A 21,518-nucleotide genomic window follows, 5' to 3' on the forward strand; every position below is an offset into this window, starting at 1 on the left:
TATCGTGTTAAAAAACAAAGAGGATAATTGTCTAATGAAAAAAGCAGAAAAAAATGCACAGCCTGTCGAACATCTCTGCATCAGTTAGTTTTATTTTGAAAATAGAGTAAACCATAAGCAGCATATTCTTAAAACAGTGTGGATCCGTATAAATGATCATCTAATAAAAAAGAGTGCAGACAGAGTCGTTATTGACTTGTCTGCACTCTGAGTACAATTCAGCATAACTAAATTGCACTTTTTAACCGGATAATTCCGATTTATAAGACTATAAATTTATTAAGTTGATAATAGTTTAATTTAGTGAATAAGTGCTTAGAAAATTATTTTTTACGCCATAGGGTAACATCATCGTTTGTGATGCGTTCGATTTTTTGCTGCAGCATTCGCTTCTTTAATTCCCGTTCTGCTTGATGTTCAGAAATTGAATAAATTTCGGCAACATCTTGTGTTGTTAAAGTAATAAACTTATCAAACAATTCATCAAAAGTAGGCAATGGTTGGCATGTAATTTCTTCATTCAGCATTTCTTGTAAAATTTGTACATATACCTCATAACTATACATACCACTTACTTTTAATCCTTCGTCTTCAATACGTTCACTAAAGAAAACAATACTTGGAACTTCATCGACTTCCATCTCTCGTGTTATGTGTAAATCACATTGAAAGGCGCGGCCTGCTTCCTTTGAACCGAAATCTGTAATAAACTCATCGACATCAATTTTTGACTCTTTTGCAATATCGATTAAAGCGCAATAAGAAGTTATATTTTTCGTATTCAAAAGTGCATGCTCCTGAAGTTTTAACATATACCTAGAAGCTGCTCGTTTTCCCTGTAATTCGGCTGCTTTAATAGCAATGGAAGGGAGTGCAGGGTGTGCAATATCCAGTTCAACACCTGAAAGGCAACCTTTTGTACGTCTACTTAAGCTATTTAATGAGGCAAGCTTTGTACTCAAAACATAACGCCAAGTAAAATAATGCTCGTATTCGACTAGAAGCTTTCGCAACATTGTTTGCATTTTTAACGCTTTGTGACAAAGAGGATCTATAAAAATATATAACTCTATCGGCTTTGTAATACTAGAAGGTGCGGCAGGTTTCGATAATAATTGGACATTATTCACTCTAACTCCTCCTCATCTTCGTTTGGTGAATTAATCATGTGATGAGCAGTTAAGACAAGGCGTTGATAATATACTTCACGAAATTTCCCATCAAGACCTACTTCATCCATTGCCTCCTTCATACATTCAAGCCAAGCTTGTGCACGATCAGGTGTTATTTTAAATGGCATGTGTCGCATTTTTAACATTGGATGTCCATGTTCTTCAGTATATAAATTTGGCCCACCTAAATACTGGGTTTGAAATTGAATTTGCTTTCTTAATGTTTCAGTTAAATCTTCCGGAAAAATAGGAATTAACAGTGGATGCTTCGCAACACGTTTATAAAAAGCGCGAAGGAGCTCAGAAAGTTTTTCAGCACCAATTTCCTCGTAAGGAATCGTGTATTTTCGATTCATAGGTGTTACTCCTTTACTTCTTTTATAAGTATACGTAATGAAATATCCGTGTATTGCATACCGTATCTTTGTTATCACAATTGATTATTACTATCTCAATAAGAAAGTATTAATTTATCTAACAGCGTTTAGCGTAAGCCACCAAAACCCTCGGGGTCGCTGTGTTTCCATCGACGCGGGTTAAGTAGAGTGGTTGAGCTTTTCTTATTGATATCTTCATTCTATCAACGTATTACTTTTTTCTCAAACAAATCGCATATTGAAAAATTAACCGTTAAAACTTGGTTAATAAGTTCAATAGAGATTAATGACTGTATATGTAAGCTATACTATGCTTTATAGTAATTTATTACTTTTTGAACATAGTTAATTGTTTCCTTAAATGGCGGAACTCCATTATATTTAGAAACATTACCAGGGCCCGCATTATATGCTGCAAGAGCTAGTTCGATATTATTATCAAATTTTTCAAGCATTTGACTTAAATATTTTGTACCGCCCATTATATTTTGCACAGGATTTTTTGCATCCTGTACACCTAAAAATCTTGCCGTACTAGGCATTAGCTGCATTAAACCTATTGCACCAGCAGAGCTTACTGCATTTTCATTGAAATTTGATTCTTGCTTAATTACTGCTGCAATTAATTTTTCTGGCACTCCATATTTTTCTGAAGCATTTGAAATAATGTCTGAATAGATGCCCGCTCCTGCTAATACATTTTCATAACCGTTATTATTTAAATAATCCTTATTTTTATAATTATTGAATACAGATTCACTGTTTGTTTGTAATAATTGGTCATAATAAGAATTTGGTATGTATGAGGAATTGCTTTTAAAAAGGAAGTTTGATAAATAATCATTATTAATTGTTGTAGAATCATTTGTTGAAATAAAATTTTGCAATTCAGAAAAGCTGCCAAGTAAATCTGCTGGATTGTTCGCTGAAGCAGAAGATGAATTGGTAAGCATTTCTTCAAGTAATTGTGTGAAAATAGATTGATTATCTGTTAATGATTGAACATCTGTAGATGAATTTCCTAAAGATTGAATTGCTTGAAGTTCAAGCATCGTTTTCATTGATGTAATATCCAATCCTATCTCCCTTTCTTGTCTTTTAATGCTTTCATGAAACGAGCAATTTTTTTATCTGCGATTTGTTTTTCAATTTGGTACTCATTCAAAAAGTCATCAAAAATTTTCTTTCCTTCGATTTCGTTACTTGTTTCATATTCTACCTCATAATCATCACGCTGCAAATAGAAAGAATGATCAAATACGATTGTTCCACCCTTATACGGAAGTTCTACTCGATCTGTTGTTAAGGTTCCAAATACATGTAATTGTTCAATTGAAATATTTAATTGGATCAATCTTTCTTTTACTCTTGGAGCAAAAAAATTTAAACCAGCTAACATGAGCTCTGCCTGCTCCTTTGTTAATACATCTGTTGTTTCTATATGTATATTTTCAGATGCTTTCTCTTTTAAAGTACACACGATTTTGTCATTAGTTTCTCGTATACGAAGTCCGCTTGACAAAGATTTTAATGCCATTTGTGGTGTATCAAAGTAATGATTAGTCTGACGAACTATCATTATGTCATCCACGTTAAACTCCTTTAATAAAAAATCATATTGTTCTTTTGTTAAAACATTTTTAAATTCAATTTCAAGTTCCTGTGTCATTGTTAGTCCTTTCTCAATAAAGAATACGATAAAATTCCTTTATTCTTTTGCTCGAAAATGTGCGCTGCTATGATAAAATATGAAGGAATAGTGTTGAAGGGAAGTTTACATAATGCGCAATGTTTATATAGTTGATAACTACCAATTTGTACATAATAATCTACACTTTAGTTTAAACGAAAATGAAAACAGAATACAAATCCAACCTGCAGGACAATTACTAGCAGATTCAGATAATTTAGCCTTTGTTTACCTTCTTGAGGAAGGAGAGGGCTATAGTTACTTACATCTTCCTCAGCAGCTATGGCCACAGCTTGTAGAACTGTTGAAGCTTAACCGTAATCCGTATTTGCTAATTAATAATAATCCAGTAGAATTAACAAATTTTACAGATGAATTGCAAATGCTCGTATTCAATATTGAAGGCAATGATAATTACGGTACTGATTTTGTAGAAGCAGTAGAAAAAGCATTCACAGAAATTTTACGTGGCGAAGGATATTAATTAGTAGAAGTTTTAAGCGTCGTAGGTAAGTGGTGTTGTTGGCCTTTCGTCGGGAGGAGGAATTTATATGGGACATTGGGATATTTTTTTAAGTCCTTATAAACAAGCAGTGGATGAATTGAAAATTAAGTTAAAGGGAATGCGTTCGCAATTTGGCAATACTGGAATGACTTCTCCCATTGAATTTGTTACTGGTAGAGTAAAACCTCTTGCAAGTATTTATGATAAAGCTCGTGAAAAAGGAATTTTATTTGAACCATCACAAAAATTAGCTACTGAACTACAAGATATTGCAGGCTTGCGCATTATGTGCCAGTTTGTAGATGATATCGCAACAGTAGCCAATTTAATACGTCAAAGAAATGATTTGCGGGTAATCGAAGAAAAAGATTATATTACTCATAACAAGCCAAGTGGATATCGATCCTATCATATAATTGTTGAATATCCGGTCGAAACAATTCAAGGAAAGGTAGATGTGCTAGCAGAAATTCAAATACGGACTCTTGCTATGAATTTCTGGGCATCTATTGAGCATTCATTAAATTATAAATATAAGGGTGTATTCCCTGAAGAAATAAAAAATCGACTACAAAATGCAGCAGAAGCTGCGTTTAAGTTAGATGAGGAAATGTCATCTATTAGAAGTGAAATTCAAGAAGCACAAGTTTATTTTACAGAAAATAAAGAAGCATCTAATCCAACGATTCGAACAACTACAGAGGACAAGGAGCGTGAGTAATTTGAGATTTTCGATTCAATCACGCAGAGATTCCCAATCAAATGAATTAAAGGATCTCGCAAAAACATATTTACAAGATTTTGGACTTATTTTAGATGATGATGAACCTGATATCGTGATTTCTATTGGTGGAGATGGGACACTGCTGCATGCTTTTCACCATCATGCCAATCGTTTAAGTAAAGTAGCTTTTGTCGGAATCCATACTGGACATTTAGGATTTTATGCTGATTGGAAGCCTTCCGAGTTGGAAAAGTTGGTTTTGTCAATCGCTAAAAGTGAGTTTAATGTAGTTGAATACCCGCTATTGGAAGTTCAAGTGCATTATCATAATGCACCATCCAAGAGGTATTTAGCGCTAAATGAAGCAACAATTAAATCACCAGATGTCACTCTCGTTATGGACATCGAATTAAATGGTGATCATTTTGAACGTTTTCGTGGAGATGGGCTGTGTGTTTCTACTCCATCGGGGAGTACAGCATATAACAAAGCTCTAGGTGGTGCAATTATCCATCCTACATTACAGGCTTTCCAAATTACAGAAATGGCATCAATTAATAACCGAGTATTTAGAACAGTTGGCTCCTCGCTTGTATTACCTGCCCATCACAATTGTGCACTAATCCCGGTGAAGGACCAACAATTTACCATGACAATCGATCATATCCACCTTATTCAAAACGATTTAAAGTGTGTAACATTTAATGTTGCAACTGAAAAGGTACGCTTTGCACGTTTTCGTCCATTCCCATTTTGGGAACGTGTACATGATTCGTTCGTTTCTAATGAGTAATTAGGTGGGAAAATGGAAAAAGGATTTAAGTTGCAATTTAAAGCACAAAATAATGGAGAGCTTTTGCGAGAAGCAATTAGTCGTCAAGGTATATCAAAAAAGGGACTAACGGCAATAAAGTATAATGGCGGTAAGATTTTTGTCAATGGTGAAGAACGAACAGTTCGATATATTTTAACACAAGGAGATACTATTACCTTAATATTCCCACCGGAGGAATTTGGTGAAGGGCTTATTGTTGAACATGGAAAATTAAACATTATCTATGAAGATGATGCGTTGCTCATTCTTGAGAAACCACCATTTATTAATACAATTCCATCAAGGGAGCACCCAACAGGAAGTATTGCAAATTTTCTATGTGGATACTTTGAAGAAAAAGATATTCATTCGACTGTTCATATAGTTACAAGATTAGATCGAGATACTTCTGGATTAGTTTGTATTGCAAAACATAGCCATATTCATCATTTAATGGGATTACAGCAAAAAAACGGCCTCATTAATAAACAATATGAGGCAATTGTACATGGACATCTTTTGCAGGGCGAACAATCAATTATTGCTCCGATTGGACGTAAAGAGACGAGCATTATCGAACGTGAGGTACGAAGCGATGGGCAATTCTCACATACAGATGTTAAGGTCTTGAAAATAGGGTATGCGAAAAATGGCGAGCCAGTTTCCCATGTTCGATTAAAGCTTCATACTGGAAGAACACATCAAATTCGAGTACATATGGCTTATATCGGCCATCCGCTTGTTGGCGATGAGCTATATGGTGGAAGTCGTGAATTATTTGAAAGACAGGCTCTTCACTGTGTGCTTCTTGAGATGGAGCATCCATTGACCAAAGTAAAGTTGCGCTTTACAAGTAAAATACTTGAACCGATGAAAAAAATAATGAATAATGATGAGATGTTCGAATAGATAGCTTTTCGAACATTTTTTCATTTATTAAAGTATTATGAAGTTTTAAAAAGGTATTTACGTGCATTGTAAATCAACTTATGATGTAGATTGAGAGGAGGGGACATGCATGGTAGAACAAAATAATAATAAAGAAGTAATGTATAACGAAGATGATTTGCGACAACTCTTAATAGATGAAAATATCGATTCATTTCGTGAAATCTTCCTAGAACTTCATCCATATGATCAGGCACAATTTTATGAGAAGGTTGGACCTGATATAAGGAAAACAATCTATCAATTCTTGTCTCCTCAGGAAATGGCTTTAATCTTTGAAGCAATTGAATTAGAAGACGAAGAATACGAGAAGTTTTTATATGAAATGGATACAGCATATGGTGCAGAAATGCTTTCTTATATGTATACCGATGATGTTGTTGACGTTTTAAATGAACTGGATGAGGAACATCGTGAAAGCTATCTTGAAATGATGGATAGTGAAACAGTTGAAGAAATAAATGAGCTGTTAGCGTATGAAGAATACACTGCTGGGGCCATTATGACAACTGAGTATGTGTCGATTCTAGAAAATTCGACAGTTCGTTCTGCTATGACAGTCCTTCGCAATGAAGCACCAAATGCAGAAACGATTTATTATGTTTTCGTTGTTGATGATAATCATCGTTTAACAGGAGTTATTTCGCTGCGTGATTTAATTGTGTCGGATGAAGATACGTTAATTCATGACATTATGAATGAACGTGTCGTGTCAGTAAAAGTTACTGACGATCAAGAAGAAGTTGCACAAATTATGAAGGATTATAATTTCTTAGCTATTCCAGTTGTCGGTCAAAATCGTGAAATGCATGGTATTATAACAGTCGATGATATTATCGATGTAATTGATGAAGAAGCATCAGATGATTATTCAAAACTTGCCGGGGTTTCAGATATTGATGATATTGATGCTGGGCCGTTTAAAGCTGCGAAAAAGCGTTTACCTTGGCTTATTATGCTGTTATTTTTAGGAATGTTAACTGCATCTTTAATGGCACAATTTGAAGCTACTTTAGATAAAGTTGCGATGCTTGCATTGTTTATCCCGTTAATATCAGGTACTTCAGGCAATAGTGGGACACAGGCGCTTGCTGTTGCAGTGCGAGGTATTGCTACAGGGGAAATTGATGAAAAAAGCAAAGCGAAGATGATTCTTCGAGAAATTATGACGGGCTTAATAACAGGAATTGTTTGTGGTATTTTCGTTATCGGGATTATTTTCTTCTGGAAGCATACTCTTATTGTTGGTTTATTAGTAGGTGCAGCAATTTGTTGTTCCATCCTAGTGGCAACAATTGCAGGCTCTTTTATTCCTTTACTAATTCATAAACTTGGGGTAGACCCGGCTGTTGCATCAGGTCCATTTATTACAACATTAAATGATGTTACAAGTATTCTAATATATTTAGGCTTAGCTACGACATTTTTGGGTCAGCTTAGCTAAACATTATTATTTGCTTTTAGCAGACAGTGTTGGAAGTTTAAAGTTCGGATTCACGAAATATTTCATTTTGCATATTTATATGAAAAAAGGATGTGTAAAGTGGAAGAGCCATTACTTTTTATTCCAACACCACCAATATATTATATTGAGGTGGAAGCTGAGCAAGAAGAACCGTTTTTAGAAGAAAGTACTTCGGTTTACGAAATTTCAAGAGCAGAGAGAATCAACCCCGTTATAGCAAAACAACTAAACTATTTTTCACAACCTGCTAGAAAAAAGGCAGGCCGTTCATTATTATTTAACTTAAAAAATAACGAGAGAATAATGGGTGTTATTGAAGAATTTGATGGCTTTAATGTAAAAATTAAAACTTCTCAAGCGGTTGAAAAAGTCAATGGAAATGATATCCTATCAATTTTAACAGTGAACAAAACATTTTAAAAAAGTATTCAAATTAAAAAGGGTGATCCAAAATATTCATTTTGGATCACCCTCTATTTTGCCGTTGATTAGTCGCAGATGTGTAAGTTTACATCTTTTACGCATTGCACACCGCAGAAGCATGAGAGGTCAACTGTTAGACATGTATCAGTTTTTCTGAATGAAATAACTTCAGATAATAGTCCCATTGAAATTCCAGTTTCATCGTCGTTTAATAAGTTAACTGGTTCTTCTTCATCCCATGGAGCCACTACACGTAATGTTGCGCAACTATCAAATACATCTTCTACACGGAAGAATACTGATGGTAATACTGCTCCTTCAGGAGTCGAAAAGAAGGCAAAGAACGGTAAACCATTTGCATTAAGTAGCATGAATACTCTTGTATCTGCATTTCTTCTAGTAGGACTAACAAGGCCTCCAAGTGGCTCTAAGTAACAGCTTGTTCCACAGTTGTCGCAGTCATCATCTACTGCTTGATTTTGTATATCTAAAATTGTTTTTACAACATCACTTACACAACCTTCATGACGATGTGATGTGCCACCGATATTATCTTTTCTTCCACAACCCATTATCATTTCACCTCACTTTATCATAGCTTCAATCTACAATATGTAAAATTGCAATCGAAAACCGGGCGATAGTTTATAGGCGCTTAATTTAGGTGCATTTTTTTTGAGAAAAATACCCAAACTAAGCAAGGTGACAGAATTGAATAGATTAACTTTCTGATGACCATAATGGTGGAAAAGGGGGTTGAATTTTGAAAAAAATGGCATTTACTCTTTTCCTCATCCCATTTTTTTTAATAGGATGCTCGAACGAACAGACAATCCAAATATTAAATGAAAGTGGAGATGAAGAAAAACGTGCAGAAGTCGAAGAGATGATAAAAAATACAGAGGAAGTGTATACAGGAACAGCCATTTTTGTCGAGGATGAATTGTTAGTAGCAATTCAAGTAAAGCCTTGGCTAGGCTTTAAAGAACGAAAGGTTGAAAAAAGACTGCAAAAAGAAATTGAAGAAAAATACCCAGATTTAAATGTAGTTGTATCGACAGACTATAAAATGCACTGGGAGACTCAAAAGCTTTTAGAGGAAGAAGATCAAAAAAAGGTTAGTGAAAAAGTAGATAAACTAAAAAAATTAGCTAAGGAGGAAACGTAAATTGGATCCACAAGAATATCAACAATTAGAACAACAAATAACTCCTCCTACACCATATGTAAAAAACGTCTTGAAAGCATTCCTAGTTGGAGGAATTATTTGTACAATTGGACAAGCCATAACTTATTTTTTTATCATTTTTTTTGATTTTACTGACAAAACAGCAGGAAATGCTACTGTCGCAACAATGGTATTTATTTCAATGCTTTTAACAGGTTTTGGATTATATCGAAAACTTGGTCAATTTGCTGGAGCAGGTAGCGCCGTTCCAGTAACAGGTTTTGGGAATGCGGTTATTTCTGCTGCGATTGAGTACAGAACAGAGGGGCTTGTTCTTGGTGTCGGAAGCAATATGTTTAAACTAGCTGGATCCGTTATTTTATTTGGTGTTGGTTCCGCATTTTTTATTGCATTAATTAAACTTATTTTAGTGTCAGTGGGCGTGTTAGAATGGTAATTTTATTTCAATCTAAACCTTCAATTATTGCTTGTGGGGCAGTAGCGGGACCACTGGAACGGAAAAGTGTATTTAATTCTTATTTTGACTCAATTGTAGAAGATGAAAGATGGAATCAGACGACGAATGAGCAAGGGCATTCAAAAATGATTTCAGAAGCATGTGATATCGTTATAAAAAAAGCAAACATAAAAAATTTAGATATTGATTTCTTTTTAAGTGGCGACTTAGTAAATCAAATGACCCCAACTAATTTTGCTGCTAGAGAGCTTGCTTGCTCATTTATTGGGTTGTTTTCTGCCTGTGCTACTTCCGTATCCTCAGTTATTATAGCAAGTTTACTTACTGATTTAGGAGCATCACAGCTTGCAATTGCTGGTGCATCAAGTCAACATAATGCAATTGAACGACAATTTCGTTATCCGATAAATTATGGTGCACAAAAACCAGCGACATCTCAATGGACAGTGACGGCTGCAGGATATGCATTAATAGGGAAGCATAAACCTGATCATCCATCAGTAATAGCTGGAACAATCGGCAAAGTTGTAGATTATGGAGAAGTAAACCCTTTTCATATGGGAGGCGCTATGGCACCAGCTGCATTCGATACTATTACCTCTCACCTAAAAAAACGTAAGCAAAAGATTAGCGATTACGATTTGATTATGACAGGTGATTTAGGAAAAATCGGTTTAAAAATTTTAAAGGCAATGCTTGCTCAAAGTGGTGTAAAGCAGGATGAGTTGCAGCTTTTAAGAGATGCAGGTGCTGAATTTTATGGAGAGGATGAAAGTTTCCAAGCAGGTGCAAGTGGTGCGGGTTGCTCGGCTGCGGTATTTTTTAGCTATATCGAACAGCAACTAAAAACTGGTCGGTTTAACAGAGTACTTCTTGTTGCAACAGGTGCTCTTCTCTCTCCACTGTCTTTTCAACAAGGGGAGACGATTCCTTGTACTGCACATGCGATTGAAATTACAATGGAGTGAGGCGGAAGAATGCTTTTTTTAAATTTTTTAATTGCTTTTATTGTCGGTGGCCTTATTTGTGTAATAGGGCAGTTAATTATGGATGTTGGGAAAATGACACCAGGACATACACTATCAATTTTAGTTGTAGCTGGTGCAATTCTTGATGGATTAGGTTTTTATGAACCACTTATTGATTTCGCAGGAGCAGGTGCAACAATCCCGATTACTTCTTTTGGAAACTCACTAACACATGGAGCATTAGCTGAAGCAGAGAAGCATGGTTGGGTTGGTGTGTTAACAGGAATGTTTGAAGTAACTAGTTCTGGGATAAGTGCTGCCATTGTATTTGGTTTTATAGCAGCATTAATTTTTAAACCAAAAGGAAAAGCAAACTAGACTAATACCCCTCTTTTACTTTTTATTACTGCATAGTATACAAAGTAGAAAGGAGGGGATTTTTAATGTGGAAAAAATGTAATCAAGTAAGTCCTTATTACGATTATGGTCACAATAATGTTAGTCCTGCATATGATATGGGGAGTTGTGGCTGTGGAAACCAAGTGAGCCCTGCTTACGATATGGGAGATTATTGTGGCAGTCAAGTAAGCCCTGCATACGATATGGGGTACTACAATGGAGGAGATTCTAAAGGTTCTACTTTTGTATTAATTGTAGTATTATTCATCCTATTAATTATCGTAGGTAAGGCTCATTTTTAAGGAGGGAGATAAATGCAAAACCCTTTTTTTAAGCAAATAGAAAGCAAAACTGGTGTAGATATGGAAGAAATCTTTGCACTTGCGAATGCGATACAATATGCTGATTTTACAAATGAAAAACAAGTACGGAAAATTGTAAAAAAAGTAAGCAGAATAGCGAACAAACCGGTTACAAAAGAATTAGAAGATCAAATCGTAAATTCTATTCTGCAAGAAGGCCAATCCTTAGATTTAGGCAAAATTCAAAAAATGTTAGGATAAAAAATTAAAAGAGCTGGCTTGATATTGATCAAGTCAGCTCTTGTTCTTCATTTGTCAAAATTACACTAAGGCGTAATTGTTAAATTTCTTTCTCCATCGAGCGGTGAGGAATACCTGCGTCCATAAATTCAGGAGAAGTTACGATAAATTGCAATTTTTCATAAAATGGAATTGCATAGCTTTGAGCATTTAATTTTAATTTTTTAAATCCATGCTCTTTTGCATACTCTTCAACCTTTTGCATAATTAAAAAACCAAGCTTTTTTCCTCGGTACTGCTTCAGCACACAAACGCGCTCAACTTTCCCAATTTTACTTTCATATTCGCGAAGACGGGCTGCTCCAATAGTTTGTTCACCATCTTTTACAATAAAATGAATAGCATTGTCATCGTGTTCATCAAGTTCAAGATGCAATGGTACTCCTTGTTCTTCAACAAAAACTTTTTTTCTAACTGCAAACGCTAGTTCAAGCTCTTTATCTGTTTCAACAATCTTTACTTCATACACGATTATTCAGCTCCAGTAAATCGGTATGTTTCATATGTTGTCCACGAACCATCTTCTAATTGATATACTAAGTGGATGCGGTCAATTGTTTCTTGTTCATTTACACCAATCATTCTTAATTGGCCATAAATATCATCATGCTCAGTTGCAGTTAAGTCTTGTGCAATTGTAATATGGGGAATAAACACATGCTTTGGTTTACCGATATTTACTTGATTTTGCAGTTCTTGATGAAGACTTGTTAATTGTTCCGTTGGTTCAATTCGGAAAAATATAACATTTGTCGTTGGGAAGAACGAACTAATACGTGATGCATGAATATTTAATGGAGCATATTTTTTTGCAATAGAGGCAACTGTTTCAGAAATTTTATTAATTTCTGTTTCATCTGCTTCAAATGCTTCCTTTAACGTAATATGTGGAGTGATTTTTGAGTAATGTGAATCATATCGTTTGCGATATGTGTTCGCAAGATCTTGCAATTTTTTTGATGGAAATACCACAATACCGTACTTCATCGTTCATGCCCCCCTAGATTTGTTAATTTTCAAAAATAATTATAACAGATTTTAAATATTTGGACATTTTATCACTCTGGAATTAACTGAAATTTTCAATTAAAGCTCTTTTTAAATCAGGCTTCCAATATTTCCATGTATGGTTTCCATTAAATTCTTCATAGAATGTTTTATACCCTTTAGTAAGGAATAACTCATGCAATTTACGATTTGGTGTTAAAAAATCTTTAATTTTTTTATCTGTTGTCAGTACTTGATCCTCGCCTTTTCCAACGATGTGATATATTGAAATTGAATTTGCATTATTTGATTTATCTACAATGTTTAATACGTGTTCGTCTACATATGGTGACTGCAATATTGCTTTACTAAATATATTTGGATATTTTAAAGCAGCGAGTAGCGATGCTGTTGCGGCCATCGAATCTCCAATAAGACCTCTAGATGTACCTAATTGAAAGGTTGAATATTCATTATCCAAATAAGGAACAAGCTCGTGAGCTAAGAAACGTAGATATGCTTCATGCTGTTCACCAGTCGGAATGTATTTTCTTCTTCTATCTTCCACACTTTTATATGGGACCCCAACAATTATGATATTGTCAATTTCATAATCATCCAATAATTTATCAGCAAGACGTGGGATACCACCTAACTGGAAATAATCTTTTCCGTCAGAAGCGATTAAAATGTTATATTTATTAAGTGGAGTATAGTTTGCAGGCACATAAATTAATAATTCAATCTCCTCTTGTAGTGCATTACTGTAAAATATCGTATCCTTAACAGTTCCTTTATCCACTAAAGGGACCTCCTCTATTTAAATATATTTATGGAACATCAGCTCTCGATACCTTACCTTTTTTACAAAAGTAAAGACCGCTTTTTGTCGTAGGGTTAGACGTACATGGATGTACTAGCGTCGACATTCCACTGTTTTGTCGATCAGTTGTGGTCGGAGCTAAGCGGGCGTTCTCAGCTTTTATAGATATCCAGCTGCGGCGGCTAGGCTCTCGTGTCGCTTCGACTTCCTTCTGCGCGTGTAAACACGCTTGGCGGAAGTCTCCAGCGCATGTCGAGCCTAAACGAGCCGCCTCCGCTTTTAAGTATAACGTAACGAAATTGTATCATAATCAAATGCGAGCGTGTACTATGTAGTATGGGAAGTAGTATTGAAAAAATTATTATTAATAATAGAGATGAAAAGAGGCTGAGATAATGGATAATAAAAAGAATCGAATTTCATCAGAAGCTGTATCACAAGCAACAAAGGATGCATTAAAAAGACGTGGCGTAAAGATAGAAGATATTGCCGAAATTGTTTATGAAATGCAGGCCCCATATAATGAAGGATTAAAAATTGAGCATTGTATGCACTCAGTTGAAAGAGTGCTTCGAAAACGGGAAGTGCAGCACTCTATATTAGTGGGAATTGAATTAGATGAGCTTGCAGAAAAGAAAATGTTGTCACAGCCTTTACAATCCATTATAGAGTCAGATGAAGGTCTATTTGGAGTGGATGAAACATTAGCACTGGGCTCTGTTTTAACATATGGAAGTATTGCTTTAACAACATATGGTCATTTAGATAAGAAAAAAATAGGCATTATTAAAAAGCTCGATTCAAAAGCTGGCAATGGTGTCCATACATTTTTAGATGATTTAGTTGGCAGTATTGCAGCATGTGCAGCATCAAGAATCGCTCATAAAATGAGAGATATAGAAGAGGAAAGTGAATCGATTTCACTATAAAAACATATAGACCACTAATTTTGTGATAATATAATGGAGTAATACTAAAAAGAGGTAAATTTATGAAACCATCAGACATCAAAACATTAATTACAAGTGGAGTAATCATCTCGGCAGTTATTCTATATTTAATTTTTAGATAATCTCAGGAAGATGAAATTAATAACCTTTGCTTTTTTGACAATCAGAAGGACTGTTTTTCGAAATTATTCGATAAACAGTCCTTTTAATAATTTTTCATTACGCTCCTTTTGAAGGAGTGTTGTTTTGATTAGGAAAATATTAAATTCCTAAAGTTTCTTTTCTTTATTCACTTTGATTTTCAAGTTCTTGTGGCAATTGTTCTTCTTCCGTTAAGAATAAAAAAGATTCGTCTTCTAGTTGATGCACTTTTTCTTCATTTAATCCAATAGACAATGGTCCTGAAAAAATTGCTTCCCACCAAGTATGAGTCGAAATCATAAAAATTGCCCCCTTAAATTTTTGACCTTACTTCCATTCTTCGTATACAATTTCGTGTTATGTAAAACACTTTAAATTAAAAAGAAGGAACAAAAGATCAAATTGTAGTAGATTGTACATAGTTATTATTAACAAATAAAATTATTTTATGTATTAGAAAGAAGGGAATCATGTGGCTAGTTTTACCGTAGAAGTAGTAGAATCAATGATTGAAGAGCAAAAAAAATTTTTTTTTACAGGACTTACGAGAGAAATTGATTTTCGAAAAAAGCAACTATTAAAACTAAAACAAAAAATAAAACATTATGAAGATGAAATACTGCATGCATTAAACCTGGATTTGCATAAAAGTGAATTTGAGGCATATTCGAATGAAGTTGGTATTGTACTAGATAGCATTCAATATATGATTAAAAATATTGAGGATTGGTCTAAACCTATAGAAGTAAAAACTCCTCTTCACTTTCAGCCTGCTAAAAGCTTTATTGTGCGTGAACCTTATGGTGTTGCTTTAATTATTGGTCCCTTTAACTACCCATTTCAATTAGTAATGGAACCTCTCATTGGTGCCATAATTGGTGGGAATACAGCGATTGTAAAACCATCTGAAACCGCAGTTCACACAGCTAAAATTATCAAAAAAATTATTGAGGAGACATTCGATACTTCATATGTGCGAGTTGTTGAAGGTGAAAAAGAAGAGGTAACAGCACTCATCCATGCTTCATTTGATTATATTTTCTTTACAGGTAGTGTCGCTGTTGGGAAAGTAATTATGCGTGCAGCATCTGAAAAATTAACGCCGATTACTTTAGAGCTTGGTGGAAAAAGCCCGACGATTGTTGACCAAACGGCTGATCTTGAAGTAGCTGCAAAACGCATTGTTTGGGGGAAATTTAATAACACTGGCCAAACTTGTGTAGCACCTGACTATGTACTTGTACATGCGTCAGTTTATAACAAATTTATGAAAATCATGAAGAAAACGATTACACAATTTTATGGGAAAGATGCCCAAAAAAGCAAGGATTATGGACGTGTCATAAACGAACGTCAATTTAACCGACTACAAGAGTTATTGGAAGCAGAAAAGAATCAAATCACATTTGGCGGTAGAACAGATAAAAAGGATTTGTATATTGAACCAACTATTTTAGAAAACATCTCTTGGAATAGCCCTATTATGGAAGATGAAATTTTCGGACCAATTCTACCGATTATTTCTTATGAGGATTTAAATATGGCTATTCATCAAATTAGAAAACTTCCAAAACCGCTTGCTGCTTACTTCTTCTCTGAAAATAAAAAAGCAATTGATTTCTTTTTACAGGAACTTCCTTTTGGTGGAGGTTGCATCAATGATACAGTTACACATGTTGCAAATCCTTATTTACCATTCGGAGGCGTTGGACCGTCTGGAGTAAATGCATACCACGGTAAAGCGAGTTTTGAAAACTTTACCCATGCAAAATCAATAATGAAGCGATCCTCAAAATTAGCAAATAATCTACTCTTCCCACCTTATAAACAAAAGGTGAAATTAGTTCGAAAAATGTTAAAATAATAAGATGCCCGAGTATTTCTTTTTTGAATTGCTCGGGGCTTTTTACGTATTTAATTTTTTTACAACCCATTAATAGGGAGTGCTATAATAATGAATATATATAATTATTTATAAATATTTGATAATATAGTTTGAAATTTTTTATGGTACATAAAAATTACTGGCTGTCGATAATTGACGAATTTTGATATTATTAAGAAGGTTGAGGGGGCTTTCTGATGAAAAATGTATTTAATGAAAAAGATACAGTTGATCTATTAGGCCAAATAGTAAATATACCAAGTCCATCTGGATTTACAAAATCAATTATGCAATTTATTGGGACTTATTTACATGACCTAGGAATTGAGTATAAAAAAACTAATAAAGGCGCAATTATAGCCACGTTTCAAGGTGAAAATAACAACGTCCACAGACTTCTTACAGCCCATACAGATACGCTGGGTGCTATGGTAAAAGAAATAAAGGCGAACGGTCGATTAAAGCTGACGATGGTTGGAGGCTTCAATTGGAATGCAGTAGAGGGAGAATATTGCACCGTTCATACGGCATATGGCAAAAAAATTCGCGGTACAATTTTAATGCATGAAACAACTGTTCATGTATATCGCGGAGCTGGAGAGCTGAAGAGAGACGAAAATCATATCGAAGTGCGGATTGATGAAAAAGTTAACAATGCCGAAGGAGTTCGAAAAATTGGCATAGAGGTAGGAGATTTTGTATCCTTCGATCCACGATTCGAGAAAACTGAATCAGGATTTATTAAATCACGTCATTTAGACGATAAAGCAAGTACTGCACTTCTATTGCAATTAATGAAGTATTTAAAAGAAGAGAATATACAACTTCCTTATACAACTCATTTTTATATTTCAAACAATGAAGAAATTGGCTATGGCGGCAATTCGAATATACCTAATCAAGTTGTAGAATATATAGCTGTTGATATGGGGGCAATTGGTGACGGTCAAAGCTCGGATGAATACACTGTGTCAATTTGTGCAAAAGACTCAAGTGGGCCTTACCATTATGAGTTAACACGTCAAATTGTTGAATTGGCAAAAAGCAACAATATCGATTATAAGCTTGATATTTATCCTTATTATGGTTCAGATGCATCTGCTGCGATTCGTGCAGGTTTTGATGTAAAGCATGCATTATTTGGACCTGGAATTGAATCTTCACACGCTTATGAGCGGACACATGTTGACTCATTAAGGGCAACAGCCCATTTGTTATATGTTTATGTAACTTCACCAATGGATTCGGAGGATTAATTTAGTATGTATACAGAAGAGTTATTAAGTGTTATTCCATTAAAAACGGTTATTGGGCAGTTACCTAATACAGTAAAAGATATCTCAATTGATTCAAGAAGTGTTCAACCAAAGAGCTTATTCATTTGTATTAAAGGTTACACTGTAGATGGACACGATTTTGCACAAAAAGCGGTCGATGCTGGAGCAACAGTTGTTGTTGCTGATCATGAATTACAATTAGATGGAGAAGTAGCACAAGTTATAGTTAATGATACAGATCGTGCACTTGGACTTCTTGCAGCTAAATTTTTTGACTACCCTTCAAATGATCTTACAATGATTGGCGTAACAGGCACGAACGGAAAAACGAGTGTTTCTGGGATTATTCATCATATGCTTGTTGGAATGGGTGAAAGATCGGCTTTATCAGGAACAATTGGATTTGAACTAAATGGTGTATTATATGAGTCTGCTAATACAACAAATGATGCGCTAAGTACGCAACAAATGATTTTCCGTGCAAAAATGGAAGGCTGTCGTACAATGGTCATGGAGGTTTCCTCACATGGCTTAGCATTAGGTCGATTAGCTGGTGTGGATTATGACGTTGCGGTATTCACTAATTTAACCCATGATCACCTCGATTTCCATGGAACAATGGAAGAATACGGGAACGCAAAAGGATTATTATTCTCTCAACTTGGACAGGACTTTACAAAAAATAAATATGTTGTATTAAATGCTGATGATCCTTGGTCTGAACGATATGCAAAGATGACTTCTTACCCAGTATGGACATATGGATTAAAAAATGATGCAATCTTCCGTGCTGAAAATTGCAGTTATGAAGACGGCTTGACAACATTTGATATGATAACGCCAGAAGGAAAGTTTCCGATTTCCATGAAATTGCTTGGCGAGTTTAATGTATACAATGTATTGGCGGCAGCTGCGGTATTTTACGCTAAAGGAATAGCAATAGACGTAATTATTGAGCTTATTGAAGATTTAGCACCAATAAGAGGACGTATGGAGAGAGTGAAAACGGATTTACCATTACAGATTTTCATCGATTATGCACATACACCAGATGCTATTGAAAAAGCAATTAATGCAGCATTGCCATATAAAAAACCAGAAAATAAACTAATTTTCTTAATAGGAACGGGCGGTAACAGAGATAAATCCAAACGTCCAGCAATGGCGGAAAAGGCTTCCCGAGCAGATTATGTTATATTAACAACAGACGATCCAAGATTTGAGGAATATGATAGTATCACAGGTGACTTAGCAAAAGGAATGCAGCATGAAAATTATGCATGTATTGGTGATCGTGCAGAAGCCGTGCGCCATGCAATTTCTGTTGCAGAACCAGGCGATATTATTATTTTTGCTGGTAAGGGACATGAAGATTACCAAATTATCGGCAATAAGAAACTTCCACATAGTGATGCTGAAATCGCTGTAGAAGCAGGGCGTATAAAATTCGTTTAATAAAAATTCGCTTAAATAGCGAAAATACATGGTAATGAAAAAGAATCCGCTCAATTTTACTGGAGTGCAGCGGATTCTTTTTGCTATTTGAATAGATTTTCATAAAAGTGGATAATTGAAAAATAGATCGTCTAATTGCGAAATATTTCAATCATATAGTTTAGCGGCTATGCCAAAAAAGAAAAGCTTTATTTATCAAATAAAAGTCGTATCAAAAGAAGAAATATTATTTCAACTTATACTGTTAACTAAAATGTTGAACACGGTAAGACACACATAATTTACTTTTTCATCAATTCATATTTTTGATGAACCTCTATAAAATGGTTGTGTGAATAGCGCAAGTTCTTTTATTATAGGAAAGGTATGAAAAAAGGAGACGGAAAAAATGACATCAACTTTAGAAAAAGAGATATTATCTCGTCGTACTTTCGCCATTATCTCTCACCCTGATGCTGGTAAAACGACGATTACTGAAAAGCTATTATTATTTGGCGGTGCTATTCGAGATGCAGGTACTGTCAAAGGGAAAAAAACAGGTAAATTTGCTACTTCAGACTGGATGGAAATTGAAAAACAACGTGGTATTTCTGTAACATCATCAGTTATGCAATTTGATTATCAAGGATTCCGGGTAAATATTCTTGATACACCTGGACACCAAGATTTCTCAGAAGATACGTATCGTACGTTAATGGCTGTAGACAGTGCAGTCATGGTAATCGACGCTGCCAAAGGGATTGAGGCTCAAACTTTAAAATTATTTAAAGTTTGCCGTATGCGCGGTATCCCAATTTTCACCTTTATTAATAAATTGGATCGTCAAGGGAAAGAGCCGCTGGAATTAATTGAAGAGCTAGAAGAAGTACTTGGTATTAATGCATATCCTATGAACTGGCCTATTGGTATGGGAAAAGAGTTTTTAGGAATTTATGACCGCTATAATAAACGAATCGAACAATTCCGTACTGATGAAACTGAACGCTTTTTACCGATTGATGAGGATGGTGAACTAGCAATTGACCATCCAATGAAAGTAACATCTTATTATACTCAAGCAATGGACGATATTATGCTTCTAAATGAAGCTGGCAATGACTTCTCAGAAGAAAAAATTCGCCGTGGAGCGTTAACACCTGTATTTTTTGGTTCGGCATTAACAAACTTTGGCGTCCAAACATTCCTGGAAACATATTTGCAATTCGCACCTGCTCCACAACCTCGACTTACAGAGGATGAGCAGTTTATTGATCCAGTTGAACATAATGATTTTTCTGGGTTTATCTTTAAAATTCAGGCAAATATGAACCCGGCACACCGAGATCGTATTGCCTTTGTTCGAATCGTTTCTGGTAAATTTGAAAGAGGTATGAACATTTCTTTAGCTCGTACAGGAAAATCATTCAAAGTTTCACAATCTACGCAGTTTTTAGCAGATGATCGTGAAACTGTAGATGAAGCAGTGGCGGGCGATATTATTGGACTTTATGACACTGGTACTTATCAAATTGGAGATACTGTTATAGGCGGCAAGAAGTCGTTTCAATTTGAAAAACTACCCCAATTTACACCTGAAATTTTCGTTCGAGTAACAGCAAAAAACGTCATGAAATCAAAGCAGTTCCATAAAGGTATTTTGCAATTAGTTCAAGAAGGAGCAATCCAGTATTATAAAACATTGCATACTGAGGAAGTAATTCTCGGTGCTGTAGGTCAATTACAGTTTGAAGTTTTTGAGCACCGTATGAAAAATGAGTACAATGTAGAAGTGCAAATGCAGCCAATCGGATCAAAAATTGCTCGATGGATTGAAAACGAAGAAGATGTTAAGGAGTCAATGTCTTCAGCACGATCTATGTTAGTGAAAGACCGCTTTGACAATCTTGTATTTTTATTTGAAAATGAATTTGCAATGCGTTGGTTCGCAGAGAAAAATGAGCATATAAAACTATATAGTTTATTGTAAAATAATAAAGTAGGACTTTAGGCGTTTTAAAACAGGGGATATTATACTCGTTTATAAATAAAACTGTTTTTTTGGCATTTTCTATGTTATAATTACAACACAGAAAATTGAATAACCATTTGACAATTGTCAAAGGGGAGTAGCTATAAGTATTGTAAAATACTTACTTCACATTCGTCATTACATGGTTATAGCCATCGGATGTGGAAGCATGGTGTCGAGGGTTCAAGACAATTTTGTTCTGAACACCATTATTATTGCTTAGCAAGACCTTTGCCTAAAAATAGGCAGAGGTCTTTTC

General features: G+C 34.9%; 26 protein-coding genes. 17 read left to right on the plus strand and 9 right to left on the minus strand.

Features of this window, described 5'->3' with window-relative positions; genetic code table 11:
• Positions 1-323 precede the first annotated feature (323 nt).
• From MKY04_RS05570 to MKY04_RS05585, 4 genes are all read right to left on the minus strand, one after another.
• The gene (locus MKY04_RS05570; protein ID WP_346235496.1) at positions 324-1,130 is read right to left on the minus strand and encodes a DsbA family protein; all 807 of its coding nucleotides are present in this window, start codon (positions 1,128-1,130) and stop codon (positions 324-326) included.
• Complete coding sequence (locus tag MKY04_RS05575) at positions 1,127-1,528, minus strand: globin (protein WP_126295506.1); 402 nt, start codon at positions 1,526-1,528, stop codon at positions 1,127-1,129. Before MKY04_RS05575 ends, MKY04_RS05570 begins: the two co-directional genes overlap by 4 nt.
• A 329-nt stretch (positions 1,529-1,857) precedes the next feature.
• On the minus strand, positions 1,858-2,625 hold the full coding sequence (locus tag MKY04_RS05580) for a lytic transglycosylase domain-containing protein (protein ID WP_346235497.1): 768 nt from the start codon (positions 2,623-2,625) through the stop codon (positions 1,858-1,860).
• A 2-nt stretch (positions 2,626-2,627) separates the two neighbouring features.
• Positions 2,628-3,218 (minus strand): CYTH domain-containing protein, encoded by a 591-nt coding sequence (locus MKY04_RS05585; protein ID WP_346235498.1) that lies wholly within the window; start codon positions 3,216-3,218, stop codon positions 2,628-2,630.
• A 112-nt stretch (positions 3,219-3,330) separates the two neighbouring features.
• Here MKY04_RS05585 and MKY04_RS05590 point away from each other — a divergent pair, with 112 nt between their 5' ends.
• The 6 genes from MKY04_RS05590 (at position 3,331) to MKY04_RS05615 (ending at position 8,115) form a co-directional block, all read left to right on the plus strand.
• Positions 3,331-3,723, plus strand: coding sequence for a hypothetical protein (locus MKY04_RS05590; RefSeq protein WP_126295509.1), 393 nt, complete (start codon positions 3,331-3,333; stop codon positions 3,721-3,723).
• Between the two features lie 67 nt (positions 3,724-3,790).
• A complete protein-coding gene (locus MKY04_RS05595; protein WP_126295510.1) occupies positions 3,791-4,465 on the plus strand; it encodes a GTP pyrophosphokinase in 675 nt (224 codons plus the stop codon).
• 1 nt (position 4,466) lies between these two features.
• Positions 4,467-5,261 carry an NAD kinase gene (locus MKY04_RS05600; RefSeq protein WP_126295511.1) on the plus strand — a complete coding sequence of 265 codons (795 nt, stop codon included), beginning with the start codon at positions 4,467-4,469 and terminating at the stop codon, positions 5,259-5,261.
• Between the two features lie 12 nt (positions 5,262-5,273).
• A complete protein-coding gene (locus MKY04_RS05605; RefSeq protein WP_126295512.1) occupies positions 5,274-6,191 on the plus strand; it encodes an RluA family pseudouridine synthase in 918 nt (305 codons plus the stop codon).
• A gap of 109 nt (positions 6,192-6,300) precedes the next feature.
• The gene (gene mgtE / locus MKY04_RS05610) at positions 6,301-7,674 is read left to right on the plus strand and encodes a magnesium transporter (protein ID WP_126295513.1); all 1,374 of its coding nucleotides are present in this window, start codon (positions 6,301-6,303) and stop codon (positions 7,672-7,674) included.
• 99 nt (positions 7,675-7,773) lie between these two features.
• Complete coding sequence (locus MKY04_RS05615) at positions 7,774-8,115, plus strand: 4-diphosphocytidyl-2C-methyl-D-erythritol kinase (RefSeq protein WP_126295514.1); 342 nt, start codon at positions 7,774-7,776, stop codon at positions 8,113-8,115.
• 68 nt (positions 8,116-8,183) lie between these two features.
• Here MKY04_RS05615 and MKY04_RS05620 read toward each other — a convergent pair whose 3' ends face one another.
• Complete coding sequence (locus tag MKY04_RS05620; RefSeq protein ID WP_126295515.1) at positions 8,184-8,690, minus strand: CotY/CotZ family spore coat protein; 507 nt, start codon at positions 8,688-8,690, stop codon at positions 8,184-8,186.
• Between the two features lie 191 nt (positions 8,691-8,881).
• Here MKY04_RS05620 and MKY04_RS05625 point away from each other — a divergent pair, with 191 nt between their 5' ends.
• The 6 genes from MKY04_RS05625 to MKY04_RS05650 all read left to right on the plus strand — a co-directional run bounded on the left by MKY04_RS05625 (position 8,882) and on the right by MKY04_RS05650 (position 11,694).
• On the plus strand, positions 8,882-9,286 hold the full coding sequence (locus tag MKY04_RS05625; RefSeq protein WP_126295516.1) for a hypothetical protein: 405 nt from the start codon (positions 8,882-8,884) through the stop codon (positions 9,284-9,286).
• Position 9,287: 1 nt separating this feature from the next.
• Positions 9,288-9,743, plus strand: a complete 456-nt coding sequence (spoVAC, locus tag MKY04_RS05630; protein WP_126295517.1) for a stage V sporulation protein AC — start codon at positions 9,288-9,290, stop codon at positions 9,741-9,743.
• Complete coding sequence (locus MKY04_RS05635) at positions 9,737-10,732, plus strand: stage V sporulation protein AD (protein ID WP_126295518.1); 996 nt, start codon at positions 9,737-9,739, stop codon at positions 10,730-10,732. The genes spoVAC and MKY04_RS05635 overlap by 7 nt, the downstream gene beginning before the upstream one ends.
• 9 nt (positions 10,733-10,741) lie before the next feature.
• Positions 10,742-11,110 carry a stage V sporulation protein AE gene (gene spoVAE, locus MKY04_RS05640; protein ID WP_126295519.1) on the plus strand — a complete coding sequence of 123 codons (369 nt, stop codon included), beginning with the start codon at positions 10,742-10,744 and terminating at the stop codon, positions 11,108-11,110.
• Positions 11,111-11,292: 182 nt separating this feature from the next.
• A complete protein-coding gene (locus MKY04_RS22260; protein ID WP_410798736.1) occupies positions 11,293-11,433 on the plus strand; it encodes a YjcZ family sporulation protein in 141 nt (46 codons plus the stop codon).
• Positions 11,434-11,445: 12 nt separating this feature from the next.
• Positions 11,446-11,694 (plus strand): stage VI sporulation protein F, encoded by a 249-nt coding sequence (locus MKY04_RS05650; protein ID WP_126295520.1) that lies wholly within the window; start codon positions 11,446-11,448, stop codon positions 11,692-11,694.
• A gap of 79 nt (positions 11,695-11,773) precedes the next feature.
• On the opposite strand, the gene MKY04_RS05655 is transcribed toward MKY04_RS05650, so the two are convergent.
• From MKY04_RS05655 to MKY04_RS05665, 3 genes are all read right to left on the minus strand, one after another.
• The gene (locus MKY04_RS05655; protein ID WP_126295521.1) at positions 11,774-12,202 is read right to left on the minus strand and encodes a GNAT family N-acetyltransferase; all 429 of its coding nucleotides are present in this window, start codon (positions 12,200-12,202) and stop codon (positions 11,774-11,776) included.
• Positions 12,203-12,204: 2 nt separating this feature from the next.
• Positions 12,205-12,720: a YjcG family protein gene (locus MKY04_RS05660; RefSeq protein ID WP_126295522.1), complete on the minus strand. Its 516-nt coding sequence runs from the start codon at positions 12,718-12,720 to the stop codon at positions 12,205-12,207.
• Between the two features lie 82 nt (positions 12,721-12,802).
• Positions 12,803-13,522: an alpha/beta hydrolase gene (locus tag MKY04_RS05665; RefSeq protein ID WP_126295523.1), complete on the minus strand. Its 720-nt coding sequence runs from the start codon at positions 13,520-13,522 to the stop codon at positions 12,803-12,805.
• 416 nt (positions 13,523-13,938) lie between these two features.
• On the opposite strand from MKY04_RS05665, the gene MKY04_RS05670 reads away from it, so the two are divergent.
• The gene (locus tag MKY04_RS05670; RefSeq protein WP_126295524.1) at positions 13,939-14,472 is read left to right on the plus strand and encodes a phosphatidylglycerophosphatase A family protein; all 534 of its coding nucleotides are present in this window, start codon (positions 13,939-13,941) and stop codon (positions 14,470-14,472) included.
• A gap of 306 nt (positions 14,473-14,778) precedes the next feature.
• Here MKY04_RS05670 and MKY04_RS05675 read toward each other — a convergent pair whose 3' ends face one another.
• The gene (locus tag MKY04_RS05675; RefSeq protein WP_185807824.1) at positions 14,779-14,934 is read right to left on the minus strand and encodes a hypothetical protein; all 156 of its coding nucleotides are present in this window, start codon (positions 14,932-14,934) and stop codon (positions 14,779-14,781) included.
• Between the two features lie 172 nt (positions 14,935-15,106).
• On the opposite strand from MKY04_RS05675, the gene MKY04_RS05680 reads away from it, so the two are divergent.
• From MKY04_RS05680 to MKY04_RS05695, 4 genes are all read left to right on the plus strand, one after another.
• The gene (locus tag MKY04_RS05680; RefSeq protein WP_346235499.1) at positions 15,107-16,498 is read left to right on the plus strand and encodes an aldehyde dehydrogenase; all 1,392 of its coding nucleotides are present in this window, start codon (positions 15,107-15,109) and stop codon (positions 16,496-16,498) included.
• Between the two features lie 218 nt (positions 16,499-16,716).
• A complete protein-coding gene (locus tag MKY04_RS05685) occupies positions 16,717-17,775 on the plus strand; it encodes a M42 family metallopeptidase (RefSeq protein WP_126296090.1) in 1,059 nt (352 codons plus the stop codon).
• Between the two features lie 6 nt (positions 17,776-17,781).
• Positions 17,782-19,251: a UDP-N-acetylmuramoyl-L-alanyl-D-glutamate--2,6-diaminopimelate ligase gene (locus MKY04_RS05690; RefSeq protein WP_126296089.1), complete on the plus strand. Its 1,470-nt coding sequence runs from the start codon at positions 17,782-17,784 to the stop codon at positions 19,249-19,251.
• Between the two features lie 388 nt (positions 19,252-19,639).
• The gene (locus MKY04_RS05695) at positions 19,640-21,217 is read left to right on the plus strand and encodes a peptide chain release factor 3 (protein ID WP_126296088.1); all 1,578 of its coding nucleotides are present in this window, start codon (positions 19,640-19,642) and stop codon (positions 21,215-21,217) included.
• Positions 21,218-21,518 lie beyond the last annotated feature (301 nt).

The organism is Lysinibacillus telephonicus, from assembly GCF_039654155.1.
Taxonomy (GTDB): Bacteria; Bacillota; Bacilli; order Bacillales_A; family Planococcaceae; genus Ureibacillus; species Ureibacillus telephonicus.

Bases quoted from the DNA above. Each gene is read 5' to 3' on its own strand.
- MKY04_RS05650 (WP_126295520.1), top strand. From the start codon at position 11,446: ATGCAAAACCCTTTTTTTAAGCAAATAGAAAGCAAAACTGGTGTAGAT.
- MKY04_RS05590 (WP_126295509.1), top strand. From the start codon at position 3,331: ATGCGCAATGTTTATATAGTTGATAACTACCAATTTGTACATAATAAT.
- MKY04_RS05695 (WP_126296088.1), top strand. From the start codon at position 19,640: ATGACATCAACTTTAGAAAAAGAGATATTATCTCGTCGTACTTTCGCC.
- MKY04_RS05670 (WP_126295524.1), top strand. From the start codon at position 13,939: ATGGATAATAAAAAGAATCGAATTTCATCAGAAGCTGTATCACAAGCA.
- MKY04_RS05685 (WP_126296090.1), top strand. From the start codon at position 16,717: ATGAAAAATGTATTTAATGAAAAAGATACAGTTGATCTATTAGGCCAA.
- MKY04_RS05635 (WP_126295518.1), top strand. From the start codon at position 9,737: ATGGTAATTTTATTTCAATCTAAACCTTCAATTATTGCTTGTGGGGCA.
- MKY04_RS05575 (WP_126295506.1), bottom strand. From the start codon at position 1,528: ATGAATCGAAAATACACGATTCCTTACGAGGAAATTGGTGCTGAAAAA.
- MKY04_RS05585 (WP_346235498.1), bottom strand. From the start codon at position 3,218: ATGACACAGGAACTTGAAATTGAATTTAAAAATGTTTTAACAAAAGAA.
- MKY04_RS22260 (WP_410798736.1), top strand. From the start codon at position 11,293: ATGGGAGATTATTGTGGCAGTCAAGTAAGCCCTGCATACGATATGGGG.
- MKY04_RS05595 (WP_126295510.1), top strand. From the start codon at position 3,791: ATGGGACATTGGGATATTTTTTTAAGTCCTTATAAACAAGCAGTGGAT.
- spoVAE (WP_126295519.1), top strand. From the start codon at position 10,742: ATGCTTTTTTTAAATTTTTTAATTGCTTTTATTGTCGGTGGCCTTATT.
- MKY04_RS05605 (WP_126295512.1), top strand. From the start codon at position 5,274: ATGGAAAAAGGATTTAAGTTGCAATTTAAAGCACAAAATAATGGAGAG.
- MKY04_RS05675 (WP_185807824.1), bottom strand. From the start codon at position 14,934: ATGATTTCGACTCATACTTGGTGGGAAGCAATTTTTTCAGGACCATTG.
- mgtE (WP_126295513.1), top strand. From the start codon at position 6,301: ATGGTAGAACAAAATAATAATAAAGAAGTAATGTATAACGAAGATGAT.
- MKY04_RS05660 (WP_126295522.1), bottom strand. From the start codon at position 12,720: ATGAAGTACGGTATTGTGGTATTTCCATCAAAAAAATTGCAAGATCTT.
- MKY04_RS05620 (WP_126295515.1), bottom strand. From the start codon at position 8,690: ATGGGTTGTGGAAGAAAAGATAATATCGGTGGCACATCACATCGTCAT.
- MKY04_RS05690 (WP_126296089.1), top strand. From the start codon at position 17,782: ATGTATACAGAAGAGTTATTAAGTGTTATTCCATTAAAAACGGTTATT.